Genomic DNA, 19,523 nt, shown 5'->3' with positions numbered 1-19,523 from the left:
AACAATTTAGTATCTTCGTGTGATATTTTTGTAAATTATAATAATGAGAAACATATTAGTGATTGGTGCTGGAAGGAGTGCTTCTTCCTTAATCAAATATTTATTAGACAAATCAAAAGAAGAACAATTACACATAACTATTGCTGATTTGTCTTTAGAGTTAGCTCAAAAGAAAACTAGCAATCACCCAAATGCAAAGCCAATTGCTTTTGATATTTTAAATCCGGAACAGAGAAAAGAAGAAATTCAGAAAGCAGATATCGTAGTATCGATGTTACCTGCTCATATGCATATTGAAGTGGCTAAAGATTGCCTTACCTATAAAAAACATATGGTAACAGCTTCTTATATAAGCCCTGCTATGCAAGAATTGGATGCCAAAGTTAAAGAAAATGGTTTGGTTTTCATGAATGAAATAGGTCTTGATCCTGGTATCGATCACATGAGCGCTATGAAAATCATAGACGAGATTAGAGAAAAAGGAGGTGAAATGATTTTATTCGAATCGTTTTGCGGTGGACTAGTTGCTCCTGAAAGCGATACCAATCTTTGGAATTATAAATTTACTTGGAATCCTAGAAATGTAGTTTTAGCTGGTCAAGGTGGTGCTGCCAAATTTATTCAAGAAGGCACTTACAAGTATATTCCATATAACAAATTATTTAGAAGAACTGAATTTTTAGAAGTAGAAAGCTTTGGTCGTTTTGAAGCTTATGCCAATAGAGATTCTCTGAAGTACAGAAGTGTTTATGGTTTAGATAATGCTTTAACTGTTTACAGAGGAACAATAAGAAGAGTAGGATATTCAAGGGCATGGGATATTTTAGTACAATTAGGAATGACAGATGATTCGTATACCATAGATAATTCTGAAGAGATGACCTATCGTGAATTTACGAATTCTTTTTTACCATATCATCCAACCGATACTGTTGAAATCAAATTAAGACATGCTCAAAAAATCGACCAAGACGATATTATTTGGGATAAACTTTTAGAATTAGATTTATTTAATGCAGATAAAAACGTAGGACTAAAAAAAGCTACTCCGGCACAAGTACTAGAAAAAATTTTATCAGAAAAATGGACTTTGCAACCTCATGACAAGGACATGATTGTGATGTACCATAAGTTTGGATACGTCATCAATAATGAGAAAAAACAAATAGATTCTACTATGGTTTGCATAGGTGATGATCAAACTTATACTGCAATGGCCAAAACAGTTGGCTTACCTGTTGCGATAGCTACTTTAAAAATATTAAACGGAGAAATTAAAACACCTGGAGTACAATTGCCTATTTCTAAAGAAATCTACACTCCTATATTAAAAGAACTAGAAGAGTACGGAGTTATTTTTAAGGAAATTCCCGTTGATTATTTGGGTTACAACCCTTTAAATGTAAGTAGTTAAAAAATAAAAGCATTACAAAATCCGAAATTTTAATTAATTTCGGATTTTTTGTTTATAAAAACTTATTTTTACACTAGTTCACTTACAAATAGAATTATTATGAAGATAAACCAGTTGCAAATTGAAATAGATGGGATTGATAAAGAAATATTAAGAGACTTAATGGAAGACGCAAGAAAACCTATTTTACAAATTGCAAAAAAAATAGGCATTTCTGGTGCTGCTATTCATCAAAGACTAAGAAAACTGGAACAAGCTGGTGTAATTTCTGGTTCAAAATTTACTGTTGACATTAAAGTATTAGGCTATTCCACAATGGCTTTTGTAGGTGTTTATTTGGACAAGGCTTCTAGTAATTCTGAAGCAGTAAGGGAATTAAAAAAAATTCCAGAAGTATTGGAATGTCATTACACAACGGGAAATTGGAGTATCTTAATTAAAATCATCTGTAAAGACAATGAACATTTAATGCAATTATTAAATAAAAAAATTCAAGCCATTAAAGGAGTTTCTAGAACAGAAACATTTATTTCACTAGATCAACAAATTGATAGACAAATACAATTATAAGTTAGAAGTTAAAAAAATAATGTATTGAAATAAAAATCCCAAATTCTTTCATTAGAATTTGGGATTGTTTTTATCTATATTTTAAACATAATTAATCTCGTGAGCCTAAAATTCTAAATGCCCAATATAAAAGTGAAGCTAAAGCTCCTAAAGCTGCAACTACATAAGTTCTCGCGGCCCATTTTAAAGAATCTTCTGCACCAGCATATTCTTGTTGACTCAACATATTTTTGCTTTTCAACCAAGCCAATGCTCTATTACTAGCATCATATTCTACTGGTAAAGTAATAAAACTAAAGGTTGTTGCTACAGCCATTAAAATTAAACCTGCAACAGCAACATAAAAACCGATACTCGTTTTAGCAGCATAACCTAAAATTAAGCCTCCCATAATTAACCATTGAGACATACTCGATGAAACATTTACCATAGGCACCATTTTAGAGCGCATAGTCAACCAACTATAAGCTTGGGCATGTTGTACAGCATGTCCACATTCATGAGCTGCAACAGCTGCTGAAGCTGCATTTCTTTGGTTGTAGACTGCTTCACTTAAATTTACAGTTTTGTTTACTGGATTGTAATGATCGGTTAATTGTCCTGGTGTGGAAATTACCTTTACATCATAAATTCCATTATCTGACAACATTTTTTCCGCAATTTCTGCTCCACTCATTCCATTTCTTAAATGAATTTTTGAATAGTGAGCAAACTTGCTTTTTAATCTTGCACTTACTAACCAACTAAAAAGAGCAATACCACCAATTAATATTAAATAGGTAAAATCCATAATATTTTTTTGTTTTTAAAACTTAAAGTTACAAAATAATCATCAAATTATATTCCACTTTTTCTTTGTGCCAATTTGACATTTTTACCTTCACAAAGTGATAAAGGCAATTAATTCCATTGCTTCATAAAACATTTATTACTTCATAGCCTTCATTTGCTTTCTTATTCAGAAATTGTTGCACATCTTTTGCCAACTCTTCCTTCATACTTTTAAAATCCGATTTTACAGTTAAAGTGTGTACTTCAAATTTTTTCATGTTTTACTTTTAATTATTATACGTAAAACATGAAAATGTTACAAAAATTAAAGATTAAAATTGTGCTTTTATGAGACGTTCTTAAGTTCTTTTCTCTTTTTTGCTTCTTCAAATAATTGTCTTCTTAAACCTTGTTCTCTTTCGATACAAACTCTTCTATACGACTCATATTCTTCTTCTACATCTTTTAGTACCGATTTAGAATGCTTAGTAACAGCATTAGCATTTTTAAATTTATAAAATAAAATTCCAGCAACAAATAAGGTGCCTAAAAACAAAGTCCACATTGTAACGGAGTAACTAGATTTACTTATAGATAATCCTAAAAAAGAAATATTAGCTTTTTCAGCAGTTAAAATCGCATTTGATTTTTTTAATTCTTGTATTTGATTTTGTAATCCTAAGATATTCTTCTTATTTTCTACAATTTCCTTTCTCAATAAATCTTGAGTATTTTGCTCATGCTCGATATATTTGTCTAATGAAGATTGAAAACCAAAAACTGCTCCTTTTTCAATTACTTTATAATTTTGATAACTAGATGATTTCGTGATTAAAGTGTTTAAATCTTCCGCTATTTTAGCATTCTTTTCCTGAGCGCTTACTGTTAGCAAATTAGTACAAAAAATAAATACTACTACAATTGAGTTTAGGGTTGTTTTTTTCATAGTTATTAGATAGATAGTTTATACAGCTGATTGCTTTTTATTTGATTTTAAATAAAAAGGAAAGCCATTTTGTTTTGTTTATATGAAATAAAGGATTAAAAACTGTTTTTATTGTATAAAAATCGCATTTTAACATTTCTATAAGATTTTTTTAGGACAAAAATCACATTTTAACAAGTAAAATGGAATAAAAAAAGAAATTATAACAAAAAAATCCCAAACACTGTGGTTTAAAACAGTATTTGAGATTTAGAGTTTTACTAGTAAAAGCCTATACAACTATCCTACTAAATTGATAATCTTTCCAGGAACAATAATTACTTTTTTAGGAATATTTCCTGCTAATTGCGCAATTGTTCTTTCATCTGCCATTACGATTTCTTCAATTTGTTTTGGAGTTAAGTCCAATGGTAATTTCAAGGTAAAACGCATTTTTCCATTGAATGAAACAGGATATTCTTTTTCACTTTCAACTAAATATTTTTCTTCAAAAATTGGGAAAGCTACCATTGCAATTGACCCTTCATGACCTAACGCACTCCATAATTCTTCTGCAATATGAGGAGCGTAAGGAGATAATATAATCGCTAATGGTTCTAAAATAGCTCTGTGATGGCATTTTAAAGTGGCTAATTCATTTACACAAATCATGAATTGAGAAACCGAAGTATTGAAGGAGAAATTCTCGATATCTTCCGTCACTTTTTTGATGGTTTTATGTAACGATTTATACATTTCAGCTGATGGTTCGTCATTGGTAACAATTAAACCATTATCATCAAAATACAATCGCCATAGTTTTTTAAGGAAACCATAAACACCAGTAATTCCAGCAGTATTCCAAGGTTTTGCTTGTTCCAATGGGCCCAAAAACATTTCATACAAACGCAACGTATCTGCACCATACTCATTACAAATCTCATCTGGATTAACTACGTTGTATTTTGATTTTGACATTTTTTCTACTTCTCGACCAACGATGTATTTTCCATCATTTCCAAAAATCAAATCCCCATTTAAACCTACAAAAACCGCATCTTTATAATCACTATAAAGAGAATTTTTTCTAAATTCTTCAATATTTAATTCATCTGATATGTTAACTAATGAAACATCAACGTGAATTGGACTAACAGTAAACAACAAACCTCCATAATTAAGTTCTAAATTATTTATGTTTTTTTCTTGAATAAAAGAAAGTACATTTTTTAATCTTTCATCATCTGATAATGATTGAAATTCATAAAATTCCATTCCATTATCTTCTTTAGGTAAAATAAAAACTGGTAGTGAACTTATTAATTTTTTAAATTCAATTTCCTCTTTCTCATTATAAGCAGAAAATCCTATCTCTAACCTATATACAAAAGCACTCATTCCCAAAATCATCCCTTGATTAATCAATTTCTTAAAAGGTTCTTCTGTGGGTGCGAAACCTCTATCTTTTAAGAATTTATTCCAAAAACGGGAATATAATAAATGTCCGGTTGCGTGTTCGCTTCCACCGATATATAAATCTACATTTTGCCAATAGTCTAAAGCTTCTTTGCTTGCAAATTCTTCTTCATTATGAGCATCCATATAACGCATCCAATACCAAGAAGAACCAGCCCAACCTGGCATAGTATTCAACTCCAGCGGAAATACTTTAACGTTATCTATTAACTCACAACTGACAACCGACAACTTTTCAACATCCCAAGCCCAAACCGTAGCATTTCCTAAAGGAGGTTGTCCATCTTCTGTTGGTAAATATTTTTCAACTTCTGGTAAAGCGATTGGCAAATGTTTTTTATCAATCATTTGTGGCAATCCGTTCACATAATACACTGGAAAGGGTTCACCCCAATATCTTTGTCTTGAAAAAACAGCATCACGCAAACGGTAATTGGTTTTTCCTTTACCTTGCTTTATTTTTTCTAAAGCTTCAATAGCTTTTTTTGTACCTTCTTTGTAGCCTAAACCATTTAAGAAATCAGAATCTACTAATTTAAAACCTTCTTTGGCTCCAAAAGCAGCTTCTGAGATATCTTGGTCGAAAATGTTTTTGATTTCAGGCATTCCTTTGGTTCCTTTGAAGAAATTCGCGAAAGCATAATCGCGTTCGTCACCACAAGGAACTGCCATAACTGCACCTGTTCCATAACCTGCTAACACATAATCGCCAATCCAAACTGGAATCGATTCTTTTGTAAAAGGATGTTCAGCATAAGCTCCAGTGAAAACACCAGAAATGGTTTTAACATCTGCCATTCTTTCTCTTTCAGAACGTTTTGCTGTTGCTTCTACATAAGCTTCTACCGCTGCTTTTTGCTCAGGAGTTGTGATTTTAGCTACCAAATCGTGTTCTGGTGCTAAAGTCATGAAAGTTACTCCAAAAATGGTATCTGGTCTTGTTGTGAAGACTTCGATTGTTGCAGGTTGTAGGTTGTAGGTTGTAGGTTGTACATTGAATGAAACCATTGCTCCTACACTTTTTCCAATCCAGTTTCTTTGTGATTCTTTTAGAGATTCTGTCCAATCAATTTCGTTTAAACCTTGTAACAAACGTTCTGCGTAAGCTGAAATTCGCATCGACCATTGGGTCATTTTTTTACGAATTACAGGATGTCCTCCTCTTTCTGAAACTCCATTTACGATTTCGTCATTAGCTAAAACGGTTCCTAAAGCTGGACACCAGTTTACTTCGGTTTCAGCTAAATAGGTTAATCTATATTGTAATAGGATTTTTTGTTGTTCTTCTGACGAAAAGGCATTCCATTCCTCTGCTGAAAAAGCAGTTATATTGTCATCACAAACTGCATTTACAGTATCATTGCCTTCTTTTTCAAAAATTGCAATTAAAGTTGAGATAGCTTCTGCTTTATTGGAATCATTGTTGTACCAAGATTCAAATAATTGAATAAAAATCCATTGCGTATGTTTGTAATAATCGGCATTTGAAGTGCGTACTTCTCTACTCCAATCAAATGAAAATCCGATTTTATCTAATTGCTCTCTATAACGAGTAATATTTTCTTTGGTCGTTTTATCTGGATGTTGTCCTGTTTGAATGGCATATTGTTCAGCAGGTAAACCAAAGGAATCATATCCTTGTGGATGCAATACATTAAATCCTTTATGTCTTTTAAAACGTGCCACAATATCTGAAGCAATATAACCCAGTGGATGTCCTACGTGCAATCCTGCTCCTGATGGATAAGGAAACATGTCTAAAACATAGTATTTTGGCTTGGTAGCATTATTAGTCGCTGCAAAAGTTTTGTTTTCTGCCCAATATTTTTGCCATTTGGCTTCGATTTCGTTGTGAAAGTATTTCATTCGTCTTTATTATTTTGCCTAAGGTCTCATGCTGTCGCAAGCTTAAGTCATTCGTCTTTATTATTTTACCTAAGGTCTAATTTTGCCTAATGCTTGAATTATTCCTTTTTATTTTGATTCCAAAAAAGCCAATGGTTTCCTTTTTAGCCCCGATTGTAATGGCATCCTTTTGTTTTTTTAAAGAAAAAAAGAAAAGATAGAATGGAAAGCGGGAAAATGGATTCCAATAATGCACTAGCCATTCGCTTCTTAAAAAAATCAGTTGCAAAAATACATTTTAAAACACTAAAGTTAAAACTTTGTTGTTATATTCTGTATAAACAAAATTTCTTTACTATTTTTACCTCATATTTCTAAATTTTATGGCATCTTCATTTGAAAATTATAACAAAAGACGTTTAATATCCTCTTACTTTTCGGTTGTGTTGAGTATTTTTTTGGTTTTGTTTTTACTGGGAACTTTAGGGTTGTTTGTAATTAATTCCAAAAAAATTACAAATGATTTTAAGGAGAATATTCCGATGACTGTTTTCTTTAAAAATGAAGCTAAAGACAGTGTCTTGAATGCTTTTGATACGCAATTGAAAAATTCTCGTTTCATTAAAGAATATGCTTTTGTGCATAAGGATAGTGCTGCCAAAAACAATGTAGATATCGTAGGAAAAGATTTTATGTCTTTTTTAGGTTTTAATCCGTTACAAAATTCGTTTGATATTAACCTAAAAGGAGTTTATGTAGTCGCTGATAGCATTAGAGCGATTGAGCATGATATTAAGAAAAACGAAATGGTTTCTGAAATTATTTATGACAAGCAATTAGTAGAATTAGTAAATGACAACATCAAACGAATTAGTTTTTGGATGTTGATTATCAGTGGCTTTTTAGCAATAATTGCTATGTTGCTTATCAATAGTTCGTTGCGTCTTTCCATTTATTCGCACCGTTTTACTATTAAAACCATGCAAATGGTTGGTGCTACTAAATCTTTCATCAGAAAACCTTTTATTATGAGAAGTATTAAATTAGGTTTAGCTGGTTCTTTTCTTGCTATATTAGCTCTTTTAGCTTTAATTTATTATGCTGATGAATTTTTACCAAGTTTAGGTTTGTTAAAAGATTACACTTCTCTAAGCATCGTTTTTGGAGGTGTTTTACTTATAGGTATCGTTATTACTTGGATTAGTACTTTCTTTGCCACCCAACGTTTTTTAAATTTAAGAACTGATGACCTTTATTAAGATTGTCAAAAAATAAATATAACTATTATGAAAAAAAATAACGAAAATAGTAATCCAGAATTTTTATTTGAAAAAGGAAATTACACTATCCTTTTAATTGGCTTAGCTGTAATAGCTTTAGGTTTTATCCTAATGAGTGGTGGTTCTAGTGACGATCCAAATGTTTGGAGTGAGGATATTTTTAGCTTTAGAAGAATTCGTCTAGCTCCAACAACTGTTTTAGCAGGTTTTGGAATTGTTATCTACTCTATTTTTAAGAAAAGTGCAAACTAATAAAAAAGAAAATACCCTTTATTCAGCGTAGGTGAATAAGGGTATTCCTCAATTTAATTTACAGTTGCCCTGAATTGTTTGTTTGTTTATTTGTTTGTTATGCAAAGTAAAGCCATTTAAATTTCCTTTATACCCCTGAAAAAAGGGGTTTGTCTTTTTTTCTCAGAAAAACCTATAAAAACAGACAAAAAAAACACCTCTTTTAGATGAACTAAAAAAGGTGTTACACAAAAAAATGTCCAACTAATTTTCTTTTAATTGCTCTAAAAAAGGGTTACTACATTTATTTACAAAGTTATTGTGAGTAAATTTTCTCTTTTTTTTAAAGTCTTTTTAATGTAAAAGAAAATACCCTTAATCAGCATAGGCAAATAAGGGTATTTCTTAATCTAATTTACAGTTGCCCTGAATTGTTTGTTTATTTGTTTGTCAAGTACAAAGTAAACGCATTTACAAAACTCCTGTACCCCTGAAAAAAGGGGTTTGTTATTTTTATTTTAAATTAAGTTAATTTTCATTGCATATTTTATAAGTCCAACAACATTTGTAGCTCCTGTTTTATACAATAAGTTTTTTCTATAACCTTCTACAGTATAACTAGATATATTTAAAATTTCTGCAATTTCACTTGTTGTTTTCTCTTCAATAATTAATTTCAAAACATCAATCTCTCTAGGAGTAATTTCGTTTACTTTTTCAGATTTTAATTTAAAATTCTTAATATAATCGTTATAAATATCAGCCTGAAAATAAGATTCTCCCTGAATTATTTTCTGAATAGCATTTAATAAATCGATACTTGAAACATTTTTATTTAGAAAGCCATTTACTTCAAGTTGTACCAATTTATGAATAGTTGCTTGATTGGCAAGACTACTTAAAACAAGAATTTTTGCTGGCAACCCTTGTTTTTTTATTGATTTAATTAAAAAAAAACCATCTTGATCAGGCAATTGCAAATCTGTAAGAATTAAATCTGGAGAAAATGTTTTTACAATTTGCAGGGCTTTTTCAACTGAAGTAACCTCAACCACTTCATATTTGTTCCTTAAAATTGATGCTATGCTTTCTGCAAAAACTTTATGATCGTCAACTATGATTATTTTATATGGCATTTTATAATGGTAGTTTTATATCTAATGTTGTTCCTTTTTCTGAAGACATTATATTGAATTTCCCTCCTAATATTTCTATTCTTTTTTCTATATTTTTTAATCCAATACCTAATTTGGAACTGTTTTTTGAAAACCCAATACCATTATCCTTAATTATCAGAAACAATTCTGTTTCTGATTGTATTATGTCTAATTGTATCTCAGTAGCATTAGCATGTTTTAATACATTATTAATAGCTTCTTGTAAAATTCTATAAATATTTAATAAAAATGAATCTTCTAAAGTATTAATTTTTTCATCAATTAATACATTCTTAGTCGTTTTTATTCCTTTTTTTTCAGCGATTAAGCAAAGACTATTTATTAATTGGGAAAACTCTATATCTAATATTTTATCGGAATGTAAATCGTGAGACCAATCTCTTACTTCGTTATAGAGTTTGTCTATTTTATCTACAATTGAATTTATATTTGTTGCATCGAGTGCATATTCATTTGTTAAAGACACTTTTAAAGCACCAATCTCATTAGCAATTCCATCATGTAGTTCTAAAGATAGTTTTGAACGTTCTTCAAGCTTGGCTTTTATCTTCTCCTTTATGATTTCTGTTCGTTGATTCTCTAGCATGGATTTTAATTGCTCTTCGTGAAGTAATTTTTGATTATTTCTAAGTTTTTTCTGTGTCTTTATTTTATTAAAATATAAAGCTATTAAAGCCAACAATAATAAAAGTAACATTACAAATCCTAGTACTAATAATGATTTTATTTTTTGCTCTTTTTGAATTATTTTCTCTTTTAAAGCTAATTCTTTCTTATTTTCTCTTAATTGAAATCTCGACTCTAAATCGATACCTAATTTCGCTTTTTCAACATTAAAAATACTATCATTAATTTTATTAAACTGTGCTAAACTTTCGTTTTCATTAATAAAATCTCCTTGATTAGAATAATAGTCTTTGTAAGCTAAATAAATATCTTTCAAAACTTGAACATCACCTTGATTAGCCTCAAGAGCTTTATCTAAATTGAATTTTACTAATCTTTCGTTCTTCTCAATTTTTGCTAAATGTGATAAATTCAAATAAGTACTAGAAAACAAGTTCAAGAAACCATTCTTTTTTTGATAATGTAAAGATTCATACAAACATTGATTTGAATTATCAATATCTCCTAATAATAAATAGACATAGCCTAACTTATTAAGATATAAAGAATATTCGTACTTCTCTTTTTCATTGAAAAGTGCAAATCCACTTAGTAAGTTTTCTTTAGCTGATAGATAATCTCTTTTTTTAAGTGCTATCTCACTTTTTCTAAGATAATAATCAAGTTCGGCAGCATTTCCTTTAATAAGGTTAAATGATTTATCAAAATATTCGTTCGATTTTTCAAGTTGATTTTTCCTCAAAAATAAGTCTCCCATAAGCATATACATTAAACCCTTTTGCTGAGGAAATTCTGCTTCATTTATCGTGAGTAAAGCCTGAGTTAGTTCTTCAATTATAACATTACTATCTACATAATTGGTTCCCCAATTTGCATAATCAATAACTGCTTGATAATAGAATTCTTTATTTAAAAATTTTTCTTTTGAAAATTGAAGTTGCTTTTGAAAAAAATAACGTGCAGAATCTACATTTCCAGAAAAATCATAAATATAGCCTAGATATCGATATGAAATTATTTTTTCATCGTTGGTTTCAGCTACTTCATGAAGCAAATAGGCTTCTTTTTTTGCTTTAACAGGAGAGTTAATATAAAGTTCGGCAACTTTTTCCTTAATAGTCTCAAATTCATTCCTTTTAGGATTTTGAGCTATTAAAGATTGAAATAATAAGATTAAAACAATACCAAAGTTAATTTTCATTAAAACTATTTCTTAATAAACGTTACAACATCAAATTTTTCCAAACTACAAAAAAACAACTAAAACTATTATAAAAAAACATATTTTTGTAAAATTATGAATACACTACAAGCTATTATTCTCGCTATTATAGAAGGAATAACTGAATTTTTACCAGTTTCCTCTACAGGTCATATGATTATTGCCTCTTCCTTTTTCGGAATTGCTGGTGATGATTTTACTAAACTTTTTACAATTGTTATACAGTTAGGAACCATACTTTCCGTAGTTGTTCTTTATTTTAAACGTTTTTTCCAAAGTATGGATTTCTATTTTAAGTTATTTGTAGCCTTTATCCCTGCGGTTGTATTTGGATTACTGTTAAATGACTTTATTGATAGTATGCTTGAAAGTCCAATAGTAGTTGCTATTTCATTAATTATTGGCGGAATACTACTTTTAAAAGTAGACGAATGGTTTGGTAATTCTGAAAATACCGAAATATCCTACTTAACAGCATTAAAGATTGGTTTTTTTCAATGTTTAGCCATGATTCCTGGTGTTTCTAGAAGTGGTGCTAGTATTGTAGGTGGAATGAGTCAAAAACTTTCTCGAACAACAGCTGCCGAATTTTCTTTTTTCCTTGCCATTCCTACAATGCTTGGAGCAACCGTAAAAAAATTATATGATTACTATAAAGCTGGTTTTGAACTAACCCAAGATCAAACCAACTTATTAATAATAGGAAACATAGTAGGTTTTGTTGTAGCCTTAATTGCAATTAAATCATTCATTGGGTATTTAACCAAACACGGATTTAAAATATTTGGTTATTACAGAATTCTTGCAGGTTTAGCCATCTTAATCATTCATTTTTTCATCAAAGAATTAACCATTATCTAAATGACAGCAGAAGATTTCCAAAATGGACTAGTGCTCTTAATTGATAAACCTTTAAAATGGTCCTCTTTTCAAGCCGTAAATAAATTAAAATATTTATTAAAAAATCACTACGGTTTACCAAAGAAATTCAAGATTGGTCATGCAGGTACTTTAGATCCTTTAGCTACAGGATTGCTTATAGTTTGTACTGGGAAATTCACAAAGACTATTACTGAAATTCAGGCTCAAGAAAAAGAATATACTGGTACGATTACAGTTGGTGCAACTACACCTTCCTACGATTTAGAAACTGAAATTAATGCTACTTTTCCAACTAGTCATCTTACAAACGAACTGATTCTAGAAACCACAAAACAATTTTTAGGAGAAATCGATCAAAAGCCTCCTGTTTTTTCTGCTATAAAGAAAGATGGAAAACGTTTATACGAACATGCCCGTGCTGGTGAAGAAGTAGAAATAAAAACCAGAAAAACAACTATCTACGAATTTGAAATTACTCGTATCGCTTTACCAGAAATTAATTTTAGAATAAAATGCAGTAAAGGAACCTACATTCGTTCCATTGCTTATGATTTTGGACTTGCTTTGCAATCAGGTGGCCATTTAACTGCTTTAAGAAGGACCAAAATTGGAAAATATTCCGTTGAAAATGCTGTTTCTCCTGAAGATTTTGAACAACACACTATACATGAAAACTAAAACTATTTTTATTTTACTTTTTATAAGCTATTTAGGCTACAGTCAAGATACGGATTCTATCAATACATCAAAGGTTGTTTCTTCAACTCAAAAAATAACATTTACTCAATTTGATTTAACCATTCCCTTTAAAGGAAACAAAAAAAGAGGAGAAACCTTTGCAGATGGCAGTACAAATGACAATTGGTTTATTCCAGACGGAGTTGGAGCAAAATTTGGTTACGGTCTGCATCATAACAAATGGATTGGAGTAAGTGTAAACAGTGGAATCGATTTTTATGCGAGTTACAAATTAATTGCCTTACCCGTTTTCACTAATTTCAGAATCAGCCCAAAAATTGGACAAGAAACAAGAATTACAGCTCAATACGGACTTGGTCAATCCTTTGCCATTGGAAGAGGAAATTTACAAGGAAGCTATCAAAAAGCAAGTATTGGTCTTGAAAATGGCGATGGCATTTGTTTGTTTATAGAAGGTAATTATCATGGCTATACTGTAGGCAATTATCTAGACAAAGTATACAATTTTTCTATTGGAATTTGTTTATTCAATTTCTAAAAGACGATTTTCTGCAATATTGTCGCATTTGGTTAGTATTTAAAAAATCTTAGACACCCCTTTTTCTGGGGGTTAAAATTTAAGAAGGAACGCTTTTATTTGTATAAAACTAACCTTCTAAAACACTGAGCATATGAGAAACAAGACCTTTACTCGGAGAGCGCTCATTCGTAAATTATTTTTAAATTCTGAGTTCGATAGTACCCAAACAGATCCCTTATTTGAAAAATATTCCCGAAAAGTATTCAACGGTAGGAAATATCTTGCTCAAGAAAAAAATTCCAAACAAAAACCAAAAACAAATGCAGAATTAGAGCGCGTTAATCCTGTTACATCTGGTTTAGAACTATATACAGGTCCATGGACTGACAGACAAGCAATACATTTATTAAAACGAACTGGTTTTGGTTTCAAAAAGACAGATTTAGACACTATTGCTAATTTGTCTATGTCTCAAGCTGTGGATTTGATTTTGAATATTGATTTTACACCACCTTCACCACCTATAAACAATTATGAACTAGACGAGCCAGATGAAAATGGTTTACCCTATGGAGAAGATTGGACCATTGATCCATTTGTAGATGCTGAAACAGGAAATACTACAGACAGAAAACGAATGAATAGCTTAACTTCATGGATGACCAATTTAGCTATAAAACAAGATATCACTATTAGAGAAAAAATGGTCTTATTTTGGTATCATTTTATTCCTGTTGATTTTGATTTCATTAAAGCGAGTTCAAACCAATATATTTCTGGTAATACGGCTAGAGTATGTTATCAATACATTCAAAACTTAAGAGACTATTCTGGTGGAAATTTTAAAACTTTGATAAGAAGTATTGCTACTCAACCTGCAATGATGTATTATTTGAACAATCAAGCCAATACAAAAACAGCTCCTGATGAAAATTTTGCGCGCGAAATTATGGAGTTATTCACTTTAGGAAAAGGATCCAATAGTCAATATTCACAACCTGATGTAATTGAAGCTGCAAAAGTATTAACAGGTTGGAGAGTACAAAATTTAAACACCTCTAATCCAACTACAGATTTTGTAGCTAACAAACACGATGAAACCGACAAACAGTTTTCTCCCTTTTTCAACAATACAACTATTCCAAATAATGGAGCATTAGAACTTGATGCTTTCATTGATATGATCTTTGCTAAATCTGAAGTGGTTTCACAATATATCTGTAGAAGATTATATCGTTTTTTTGTGTATTATGATATTGATCCCTACATAGAAGCAAACATAATTGAACCATTAGCACAACATTTTATAGCTAACAATTGGGAAATTATGCCTGTTTTAGAAAAACTTTTCAAAAGTCAGCATTTTTACGACATGGCAAATCGAGGGGTTTATATTAAATCACCATTAGATTTGTTTATTGGTTTTATAAGGACCTTTTCTATCGAGACAGACGTTTCTGATCCTACAAATTACAATGCTCAATATTATTTATGGGAACGATTAGACAGACTATTATCTGATATGGGTCAAAGCATGGGAAGCATTCCTAATGTTGCTGGTTGGCAAGCTTTTTATCAAAATCCTTCCTTTCATGAATATTGGATTAACTCCAACACCATTCAGAAACGATTTGCTTATCTCGACTATACTTTTTACGGCATAACATTAACTAAAAATGGATTAACAACTAAAATAAAAGCAGATACCTTACAATTTGTTTCTCAATTTCCAAATTCCACTTGCTTGGATCCTAATTTATTAGTTGATGAATGTATCAAATACCTTTTGCCAGTTGATTTAAGTATGGAACAAAAAAATATAATAAAGACACAGAATTTACTTTCTGGTCAAGCAACTGATTATTATTGGACACAAGCATGGAATAATTACACGCAAGATCCATCCGATGAAACCAAAAAATCAGCTGTAACCTCTCGTTTAAACAGTTTGTTTTTAACAATTATTCAATTAGCTGAATTTCAATTAATGTAATCTGAGGAAAATGAAAAGAAGAAAATTTATACAAACGTCCGCTTTAGTTGCTACACCATTATTATTTAATAAAATTCCTGTTTTAGCCTCTTCTCAATTAGAGAGTAGCAATTTACAAACCCTAGCAAATGCCGCAATCAATTGTGGCAAGATCCTTGTCATTGTACAAATGAGTGGTGGAAATGATGGTTTAAATACTGTTTTTCCACGAGATAAATGGACTGAGCTATCTAACGCAAGACCAAATATTCTAATTGATGAAAGCGAAGTTTTAGCTTTGAACAACAATCCAACTACTGGTTTGCACCCTTCTATGGTTGAAATGCAAGAACTATATAATTTAGGAGAATTAATGATTGTACAAGGAGTATCTTATCCTAATCCTAGTTATAGTCATTTTAGGGCTACTGACATTTGGTTTACTGGATCTCAAAGTAACGAAACATTAGATACAGGATGGATTGGAAGAGCTTTGGATTCTATTTATCCCAATTATCCTGAAGCCTATCCAAATAGTGACATGAGAGATCCTTTAGCAGTACAAATTGGCTCTACTTTACCTTTTTCTTTACAAGGACCAAATATAAATATGGGATACAGTGCTCCAGATCCTAATGATTTACTAAATGTCATTAATGAAACTACTGATCCAGCACCCAATACCGATTATGGCTTAGAACTTACTTTCTTGCGATTAATGAAAGATCAAAGTAATGCTTACAAAGAAACCATACAAACCGCATACAACGTTCCACAAGAGCAAACTACTGAATATCCTGATAACAAGTTAGCAGCACAACTAAAAATTGTTGCTCGATTAATTAATGGAGGTTTACAGACGCCTATTTACATTGTCAATCATCATAAAAGTTTTGATACACATGAAAATCAAATCATGGAATCAGACAGAAAACTGGGAAGACAACCAGAAAATTTATCTATCTTATCAGGAGCAATTGGTGCTTTTCAAGCTGATTTAAAACAAATGGGTAAAGAAGATAGAGTAACAGGCATGACTTTTAGCGAATTTGGACGAAGAATAAAAAGCAATGACAGCTTAGGAACCGATCATGGTTCTAGTGCTCCAGTCATCTTTTTTGGAAGTTCTTTAAATACTGGTGTTGCCAATGTCATCGGAACGGATCATCCTGTTTCTGGAATGATTGGCTCCTCACCTGATTTACCACAAAATGCAGCAGTAAACCAACAAGTTCCCATGCAATTTGATTTCAGACAACTTTATGCTACCATTATGAAAGACTGGCTATGTATGACAGACGAACAATCCTCATCCGTTTTAGGTTCCAGTTTTGAAACTTTACCTATTTTTAAAAATGGTTCATTCAACCCACCAGTCAATAATGATTTTATTTTGCTTTTTCCGAATCCAATTGTAAATAATCAAATCAATGTTGCCTTCAAAAAATTTATTAACACTGAAATTGAAGTCACTATTCATTCAATAGCAGGCAAACTAATTTATGCCGAAAAAGTATTTGTTTTAGGCGACACTTTAAACATATCACCAAAAACGATTCTTGCAAAAGGAACTTATATATTAGAAATAAAATACAACATAGCATTGCTTCAAAAGAAGTTCTTAGTGTAATATTTCTTGATTTTTTTTATTAGCATTTATAATATGATTCCTCAAAAGTTGCATTAATTCTTCTTGAGTGGTTAATCCTTTGTCTTGTAAATACCATTTTTGCAAATCAATTTTAATAGGTTCATCTACTACTCCATATTGTGCTTTGTAGTCAGCTATTAATTTTCTTGCTGGTTCTGGTCTTGGTCCCCAATCAGCCACAACCTCTTTAGTATTCGCATCTAAAATAATTAATTTAGGTATAGATTGGCTACCATTGGTCAAAAACAAATCCATTAAATCTTTATTAGCATCACGTAATACAATTCTTAAATCAATCGCATTCGATAATTCAGCCATTTTATTCATAATGGGTAATAATTGAGCGGCATCACCACACCAACCTTCAGAAATTACCAGCCAAATGAATTCCTTTTTCAGTTGTTTTAAGTCTGAAGCGATTGACTCTTCAACAACAATAGTTTTATCCAAACGCTTTATTCTAGTTTCATTTAATTGTGAATAATGCAACAAAGCTTCACTTTGATTATTTCCTGTAGATCTACCTTCTTCAATCAATTTTGTTACCAATGCTTTGTATTCTTCATATGCAAAAGAGCCTAAAAGAGCCTTTTCTATTATATTTTTCATATTACTCTATTTTATTTTACAAATTTAAAGCTAAATTTGAACATTATATGTTAGTTAAGTTACATATGGACTTTAAATCAAAAGAAATAGGAATTGCTTTATCTGGTGGTGGTTCAAAAGGAATTGCTCACGCGGGTGCATTACAGTTTTTAGACGAGCAAGGCATTAAACCCAGTATTATTTCTGGTTCGAGTGCTGGTGCCATTATTGCTGCTATGTATGCTTTTGGAAAAACACCACAAGAAATCTTGACTTTTTTTCAATCCATCTATTTTTTTAATTGGAAACACTTTACTCTAAAAAAACCAGGTATAATTGATTCCGATTCTTTTAAAATCTATTTCAATACTATTTTTGGGGAAACCAAAATAGGTGATTTGCCGATTCCAGTAAAAATTACAGCCACTGATTTAGTAAAAGGAAAGTTAAAAATTTTTAGTGATGATACTAAAATCACAGATGCCGTTCTAGCCTCTGCTTCATTCCCTGGAATGTTAACGCCTTATGAGGTAAATAAAAAATTATATAGTGATGGTGGTATTTTAAATCATTTTCCAACCGATTTACTTCAAGGAAACTGCGATTGTATAATAGGTGTTTATGTAAGTCCAATTCAAAATATAGAAGCCAAAGACTTAACTTCAATAAAAGCTGTTACAACCAGAGCATTTAATTTACTTTCTGCTCAAGGTAACTATCAAAAATTTAGTTTGTGCGATTGGGTGATTGAACCAAAAGACTTAGCCAATTATAGCACATTTGAAACCAACAAGACAAAAATGAAGACCATTTTTGAAATAGGATACACCGAAGCTAAAAATAGTTTTGAAGAAATAAAAGCATAATTACACCAACATTTTTTTTCTGTAGATATATATTTATATTTGCATCATAAAAACAAACAACCTGATGAAATACAAAAGAATTCTTCTAAAACTTAGCGGTGAAGCATTAATGGGCGATAGACAATATGGAATTGACCCAAAACGTTTAGCAGAATATGCGCAAGAAATTAAAGAAATTCATAGTAAAGGAATTGAAATTGCTGTCGTTATAGGTGGAGGAAATATTTTTAGAGGTGTTGCAGGAGCTAGTAACGGAATGGATCGCGTTCAAGGAGATTATATGGGCATGCTTGCCACAGTTATCAATGGAATGGCTTTACAAGGAGCATTAGAAGACGCTGGTATGCAGACACGTTTACAAACAGCATTAAAAATAGAAGCTATTGCTGAACCATATATTAAAAGACGTGCAACAAGACACTTAGAAAAAGGAAGAATTGTTATTTTTGGCGCAGGAACAGGAAATCCATACTTTACAACAGATACAGCTGCTGTATTAAGGGGAGTTGAAGTGCATGCAGATGTAATTCTAAAAGGTACTCGTGTAGACGGTGTTTATACTGCTGATCCTGAAAAAGATGTCAATGCGGTAAAATTTGATTATATCTCTTTTGAAGATGTATTAGCCAAAGGATTAAATGTAATGGATACAACTGCTTTTACTCTAAGTCAAGAAAATAAATTACCAATTATCATTTTTGACATGAATAAAAAAGGAAATTTATTAAAAGTTTGTGAAGGACAAACCGTAGGAACAACAGTAACGATATAAGTATAAGGTACGATTTTTGAAGTACAAAAAAATA

18 protein-coding genes are annotated in these 19,523 nt (G+C 31.0%); 11 read left to right on the top strand and 7 right to left on the bottom strand.

The features are described from left to right. Positions 1 to 43 precede the first annotated feature (43 nt). The gene (locus tag FIA58_RS15135) at positions 44 to 1,414 is read left to right on the top strand and encodes a saccharopine dehydrogenase family protein (RefSeq protein ID WP_140963331.1); all 1,371 of its coding nucleotides are present in this window, start codon (positions 44 to 46) and stop codon (positions 1,412 to 1,414) included. Positions 1,415 to 1,513: 99 nt separating this feature from the next. Then, on the top strand, positions 1,514 to 1,984 hold the full coding sequence (locus FIA58_RS15130; RefSeq protein WP_140963330.1) for an Lrp/AsnC family transcriptional regulator: 471 nt from the start codon (positions 1,514 to 1,516) through the stop codon (positions 1,982 to 1,984). Between the two features lie 91 nt (positions 1,985 to 2,075). Here FIA58_RS15130 and FIA58_RS15125 read toward each other — a convergent pair whose 3' ends face one another. The 4 genes from FIA58_RS15125 to FIA58_RS15115 form a co-directional block, all read right to left on the bottom strand. Next, positions 2,076 to 2,774, bottom strand: coding sequence for a zinc metallopeptidase (locus tag FIA58_RS15125; protein WP_140963329.1), 699 nt, complete (start codon positions 2,772 to 2,774; stop codon positions 2,076 to 2,078). A 124-nt stretch (positions 2,775 to 2,898) separates the two neighbouring features. Next, on the bottom strand, positions 2,899 to 3,033 hold the full coding sequence (locus FIA58_RS21675; protein ID WP_262887686.1) for a hypothetical protein: 135 nt from the start codon (positions 3,031 to 3,033) through the stop codon (positions 2,899 to 2,901). 68 nt (positions 3,034 to 3,101) lie between these two features. After that, positions 3,102 to 3,701, bottom strand: a complete 600-nt coding sequence (locus FIA58_RS15120; RefSeq protein ID WP_140963328.1) for a hypothetical protein — start codon at positions 3,699 to 3,701, stop codon at positions 3,102 to 3,104. A 279-nt stretch (positions 3,702 to 3,980) separates the two neighbouring features. Next, complete coding sequence (locus tag FIA58_RS15115; protein WP_140963327.1) at positions 3,981 to 7,022, bottom strand: leucine--tRNA ligase; 3,042 nt, start codon at positions 7,020 to 7,022, stop codon at positions 3,981 to 3,983. A 362-nt stretch (positions 7,023 to 7,384) separates the two neighbouring features. Between FIA58_RS15115 and FIA58_RS15110 the strand changes: the two genes are divergently transcribed. Further along, entirely contained in the window at positions 7,385 to 8,260 is an 876-nt protein-coding gene (locus FIA58_RS15110; protein ID WP_140963326.1) for a cell division protein FtsX, read from the top strand. Between the two features lie 27 nt (positions 8,261 to 8,287). Beyond that, positions 8,288 to 8,533, top strand: a complete 246-nt coding sequence (locus FIA58_RS15105; protein WP_140963325.1) for a DUF3098 domain-containing protein — start codon at positions 8,288 to 8,290, stop codon at positions 8,531 to 8,533. 497 nt (positions 8,534 to 9,030) lie between these two features. Here the strand turns inward: FIA58_RS15105 and FIA58_RS15100 are convergent, their stop codons facing one another. Next, positions 9,031 to 9,648, bottom strand: a complete 618-nt coding sequence (locus FIA58_RS15100) for a response regulator transcription factor (RefSeq protein WP_140963324.1) — start codon at positions 9,646 to 9,648, stop codon at positions 9,031 to 9,033. 1 nt (position 9,649) lies between these two features. Further along, entirely contained in the window at positions 9,650 to 11,518 is a 1,869-nt protein-coding gene (locus FIA58_RS15095; protein ID WP_140963323.1) for an ATP-binding protein, read from the bottom strand. Between the two features lie 96 nt (positions 11,519 to 11,614). On the opposite strand from FIA58_RS15095, the gene FIA58_RS15090 reads away from it, so the two are divergent. The 5 genes from FIA58_RS15090 (at position 11,615) to FIA58_RS15070 (ending at position 17,242) form a co-directional block, all read left to right on the top strand. Further along, entirely contained in the window at positions 11,615 to 12,400 is a 786-nt protein-coding gene (locus FIA58_RS15090; RefSeq protein WP_140963322.1) for an undecaprenyl-diphosphate phosphatase, read from the top strand. After that, entirely contained in the window at positions 12,401 to 13,099 is a 699-nt protein-coding gene (gene truB, locus FIA58_RS15085) for a tRNA pseudouridine(55) synthase TruB (RefSeq protein ID WP_140963321.1), read from the top strand. Then, the gene (locus FIA58_RS15080) at positions 13,089 to 13,658 is read left to right on the top strand and encodes a hypothetical protein (protein WP_140963320.1); all 570 of its coding nucleotides are present in this window, start codon (positions 13,089 to 13,091) and stop codon (positions 13,656 to 13,658) included. Before truB ends, FIA58_RS15080 begins: the two co-directional genes overlap by 11 nt. Positions 13,659 to 13,791: 133 nt before the next feature. Further along, positions 13,792 to 15,633 (top strand): DUF1800 domain-containing protein, encoded by a 1,842-nt coding sequence (locus FIA58_RS15075; RefSeq protein ID WP_140963319.1) that lies wholly within the window; start codon positions 13,792 to 13,794, stop codon positions 15,631 to 15,633. Between the two features lie 10 nt (positions 15,634 to 15,643). After that, the gene (locus FIA58_RS15070; protein ID WP_140963318.1) at positions 15,644 to 17,242 is read left to right on the top strand and encodes a DUF1501 domain-containing protein; all 1,599 of its coding nucleotides are present in this window, start codon (positions 15,644 to 15,646) and stop codon (positions 17,240 to 17,242) included. Here the strand turns inward: FIA58_RS15070 and FIA58_RS15065 are convergent. After that, entirely contained in the window at positions 17,234 to 17,872 is a 639-nt protein-coding gene (locus FIA58_RS15065; protein WP_140963317.1) for a thioredoxin family protein, read from the bottom strand. The genes FIA58_RS15070 and FIA58_RS15065 overlap by 9 nt on opposite strands. 47 nt (positions 17,873 to 17,919) lie before the next feature. Here FIA58_RS15065 and FIA58_RS15060 point away from each other — a divergent pair, with 47 nt between their 5' ends. After that, positions 17,920 to 18,717, top strand: coding sequence for a patatin-like phospholipase family protein (locus tag FIA58_RS15060; RefSeq protein ID WP_394352429.1), 798 nt, complete (start codon positions 17,920 to 17,922; stop codon positions 18,715 to 18,717). Positions 18,718 to 18,781: 64 nt separating this feature from the next. Continuing rightward, complete coding sequence (gene pyrH / locus FIA58_RS15055; RefSeq protein ID WP_140963316.1) at positions 18,782 to 19,489, top strand: UMP kinase; 708 nt, start codon at positions 18,782 to 18,784, stop codon at positions 19,487 to 19,489. Positions 19,490 to 19,523: the final 34 nt, after the last annotated feature.

This window comes from Flavobacterium jejuense (assembly GCF_006491595.2).
Taxonomy (GTDB): Bacteria; Bacteroidota; Bacteroidia; order Flavobacteriales; family Flavobacteriaceae; genus Flavobacterium; species Flavobacterium jejuense.
This window is presented reverse-complemented; position numbering and strand designations above follow the sequence as displayed.

Excerpts from the sequence above, each read along its gene's own strand:
- FIA58_RS15135 (WP_140963331.1), top strand. The coding sequence starts at position 44 with ATGAGAAACATATTAGTGATTGGTGCTGGAAGGAGTGCTTCTTCCTTA.
- FIA58_RS15130 (WP_140963330.1), top strand. The coding sequence starts at position 1,514 with ATGAAGATAAACCAGTTGCAAATTGAAATAGATGGGATTGATAAAGAA.
- FIA58_RS15125 (WP_140963329.1), bottom strand. The coding sequence starts at position 2,774 with ATGGATTTTACCTATTTAATATTAATTGGTGGTATTGCTCTTTTTAGT.
- FIA58_RS21675 (WP_262887686.1), bottom strand. The coding sequence starts at position 3,033 with ATGAAAAAATTTGAAGTACACACTTTAACTGTAAAATCGGATTTTAAA.
- FIA58_RS15120 (WP_140963328.1), bottom strand. The coding sequence starts at position 3,701 with ATGAAAAAAACAACCCTAAACTCAATTGTAGTAGTATTTATTTTTTGT.
- FIA58_RS15115 (WP_140963327.1), bottom strand. The coding sequence starts at position 7,022 with ATGAAATACTTTCACAACGAAATCGAAGCCAAATGGCAAAAATATTGG.
- FIA58_RS15110 (WP_140963326.1), top strand. The coding sequence starts at position 7,385 with ATGGCATCTTCATTTGAAAATTATAACAAAAGACGTTTAATATCCTCT.
- FIA58_RS15105 (WP_140963325.1), top strand. The coding sequence starts at position 8,288 with ATGAAAAAAAATAACGAAAATAGTAATCCAGAATTTTTATTTGAAAAA.
- FIA58_RS15100 (WP_140963324.1), bottom strand. The coding sequence starts at position 9,648 with ATGCCATATAAAATAATCATAGTTGACGATCATAAAGTTTTTGCAGAA.
- FIA58_RS15095 (WP_140963323.1), bottom strand. The coding sequence starts at position 11,518 with ATGAAAATTAACTTTGGTATTGTTTTAATCTTATTATTTCAATCTTTA.
- FIA58_RS15090 (WP_140963322.1), top strand. The coding sequence starts at position 11,615 with ATGAATACACTACAAGCTATTATTCTCGCTATTATAGAAGGAATAACT.
- truB (WP_140963321.1), top strand. The coding sequence starts at position 12,401 with ATGACAGCAGAAGATTTCCAAAATGGACTAGTGCTCTTAATTGATAAA.
- FIA58_RS15080 (WP_140963320.1), top strand. The coding sequence starts at position 13,089 with ATGAAAACTAAAACTATTTTTATTTTACTTTTTATAAGCTATTTAGGC.
- FIA58_RS15075 (WP_140963319.1), top strand. The coding sequence starts at position 13,792 with ATGAGAAACAAGACCTTTACTCGGAGAGCGCTCATTCGTAAATTATTT.
- FIA58_RS15070 (WP_140963318.1), top strand. The coding sequence starts at position 15,644 with ATGAAAAGAAGAAAATTTATACAAACGTCCGCTTTAGTTGCTACACCA.
- FIA58_RS15065 (WP_140963317.1), bottom strand. The coding sequence starts at position 17,872 with ATGAAAAATATAATAGAAAAGGCTCTTTTAGGCTCTTTTGCATATGAA.
- FIA58_RS15060 (WP_394352429.1), top strand. The coding sequence starts at position 17,920 with ATGTTAGTTAAGTTACATATGGACTTTAAATCAAAAGAAATAGGAATT.
- pyrH (WP_140963316.1), top strand. The coding sequence starts at position 18,782 with ATGAAATACAAAAGAATTCTTCTAAAACTTAGCGGTGAAGCATTAATG.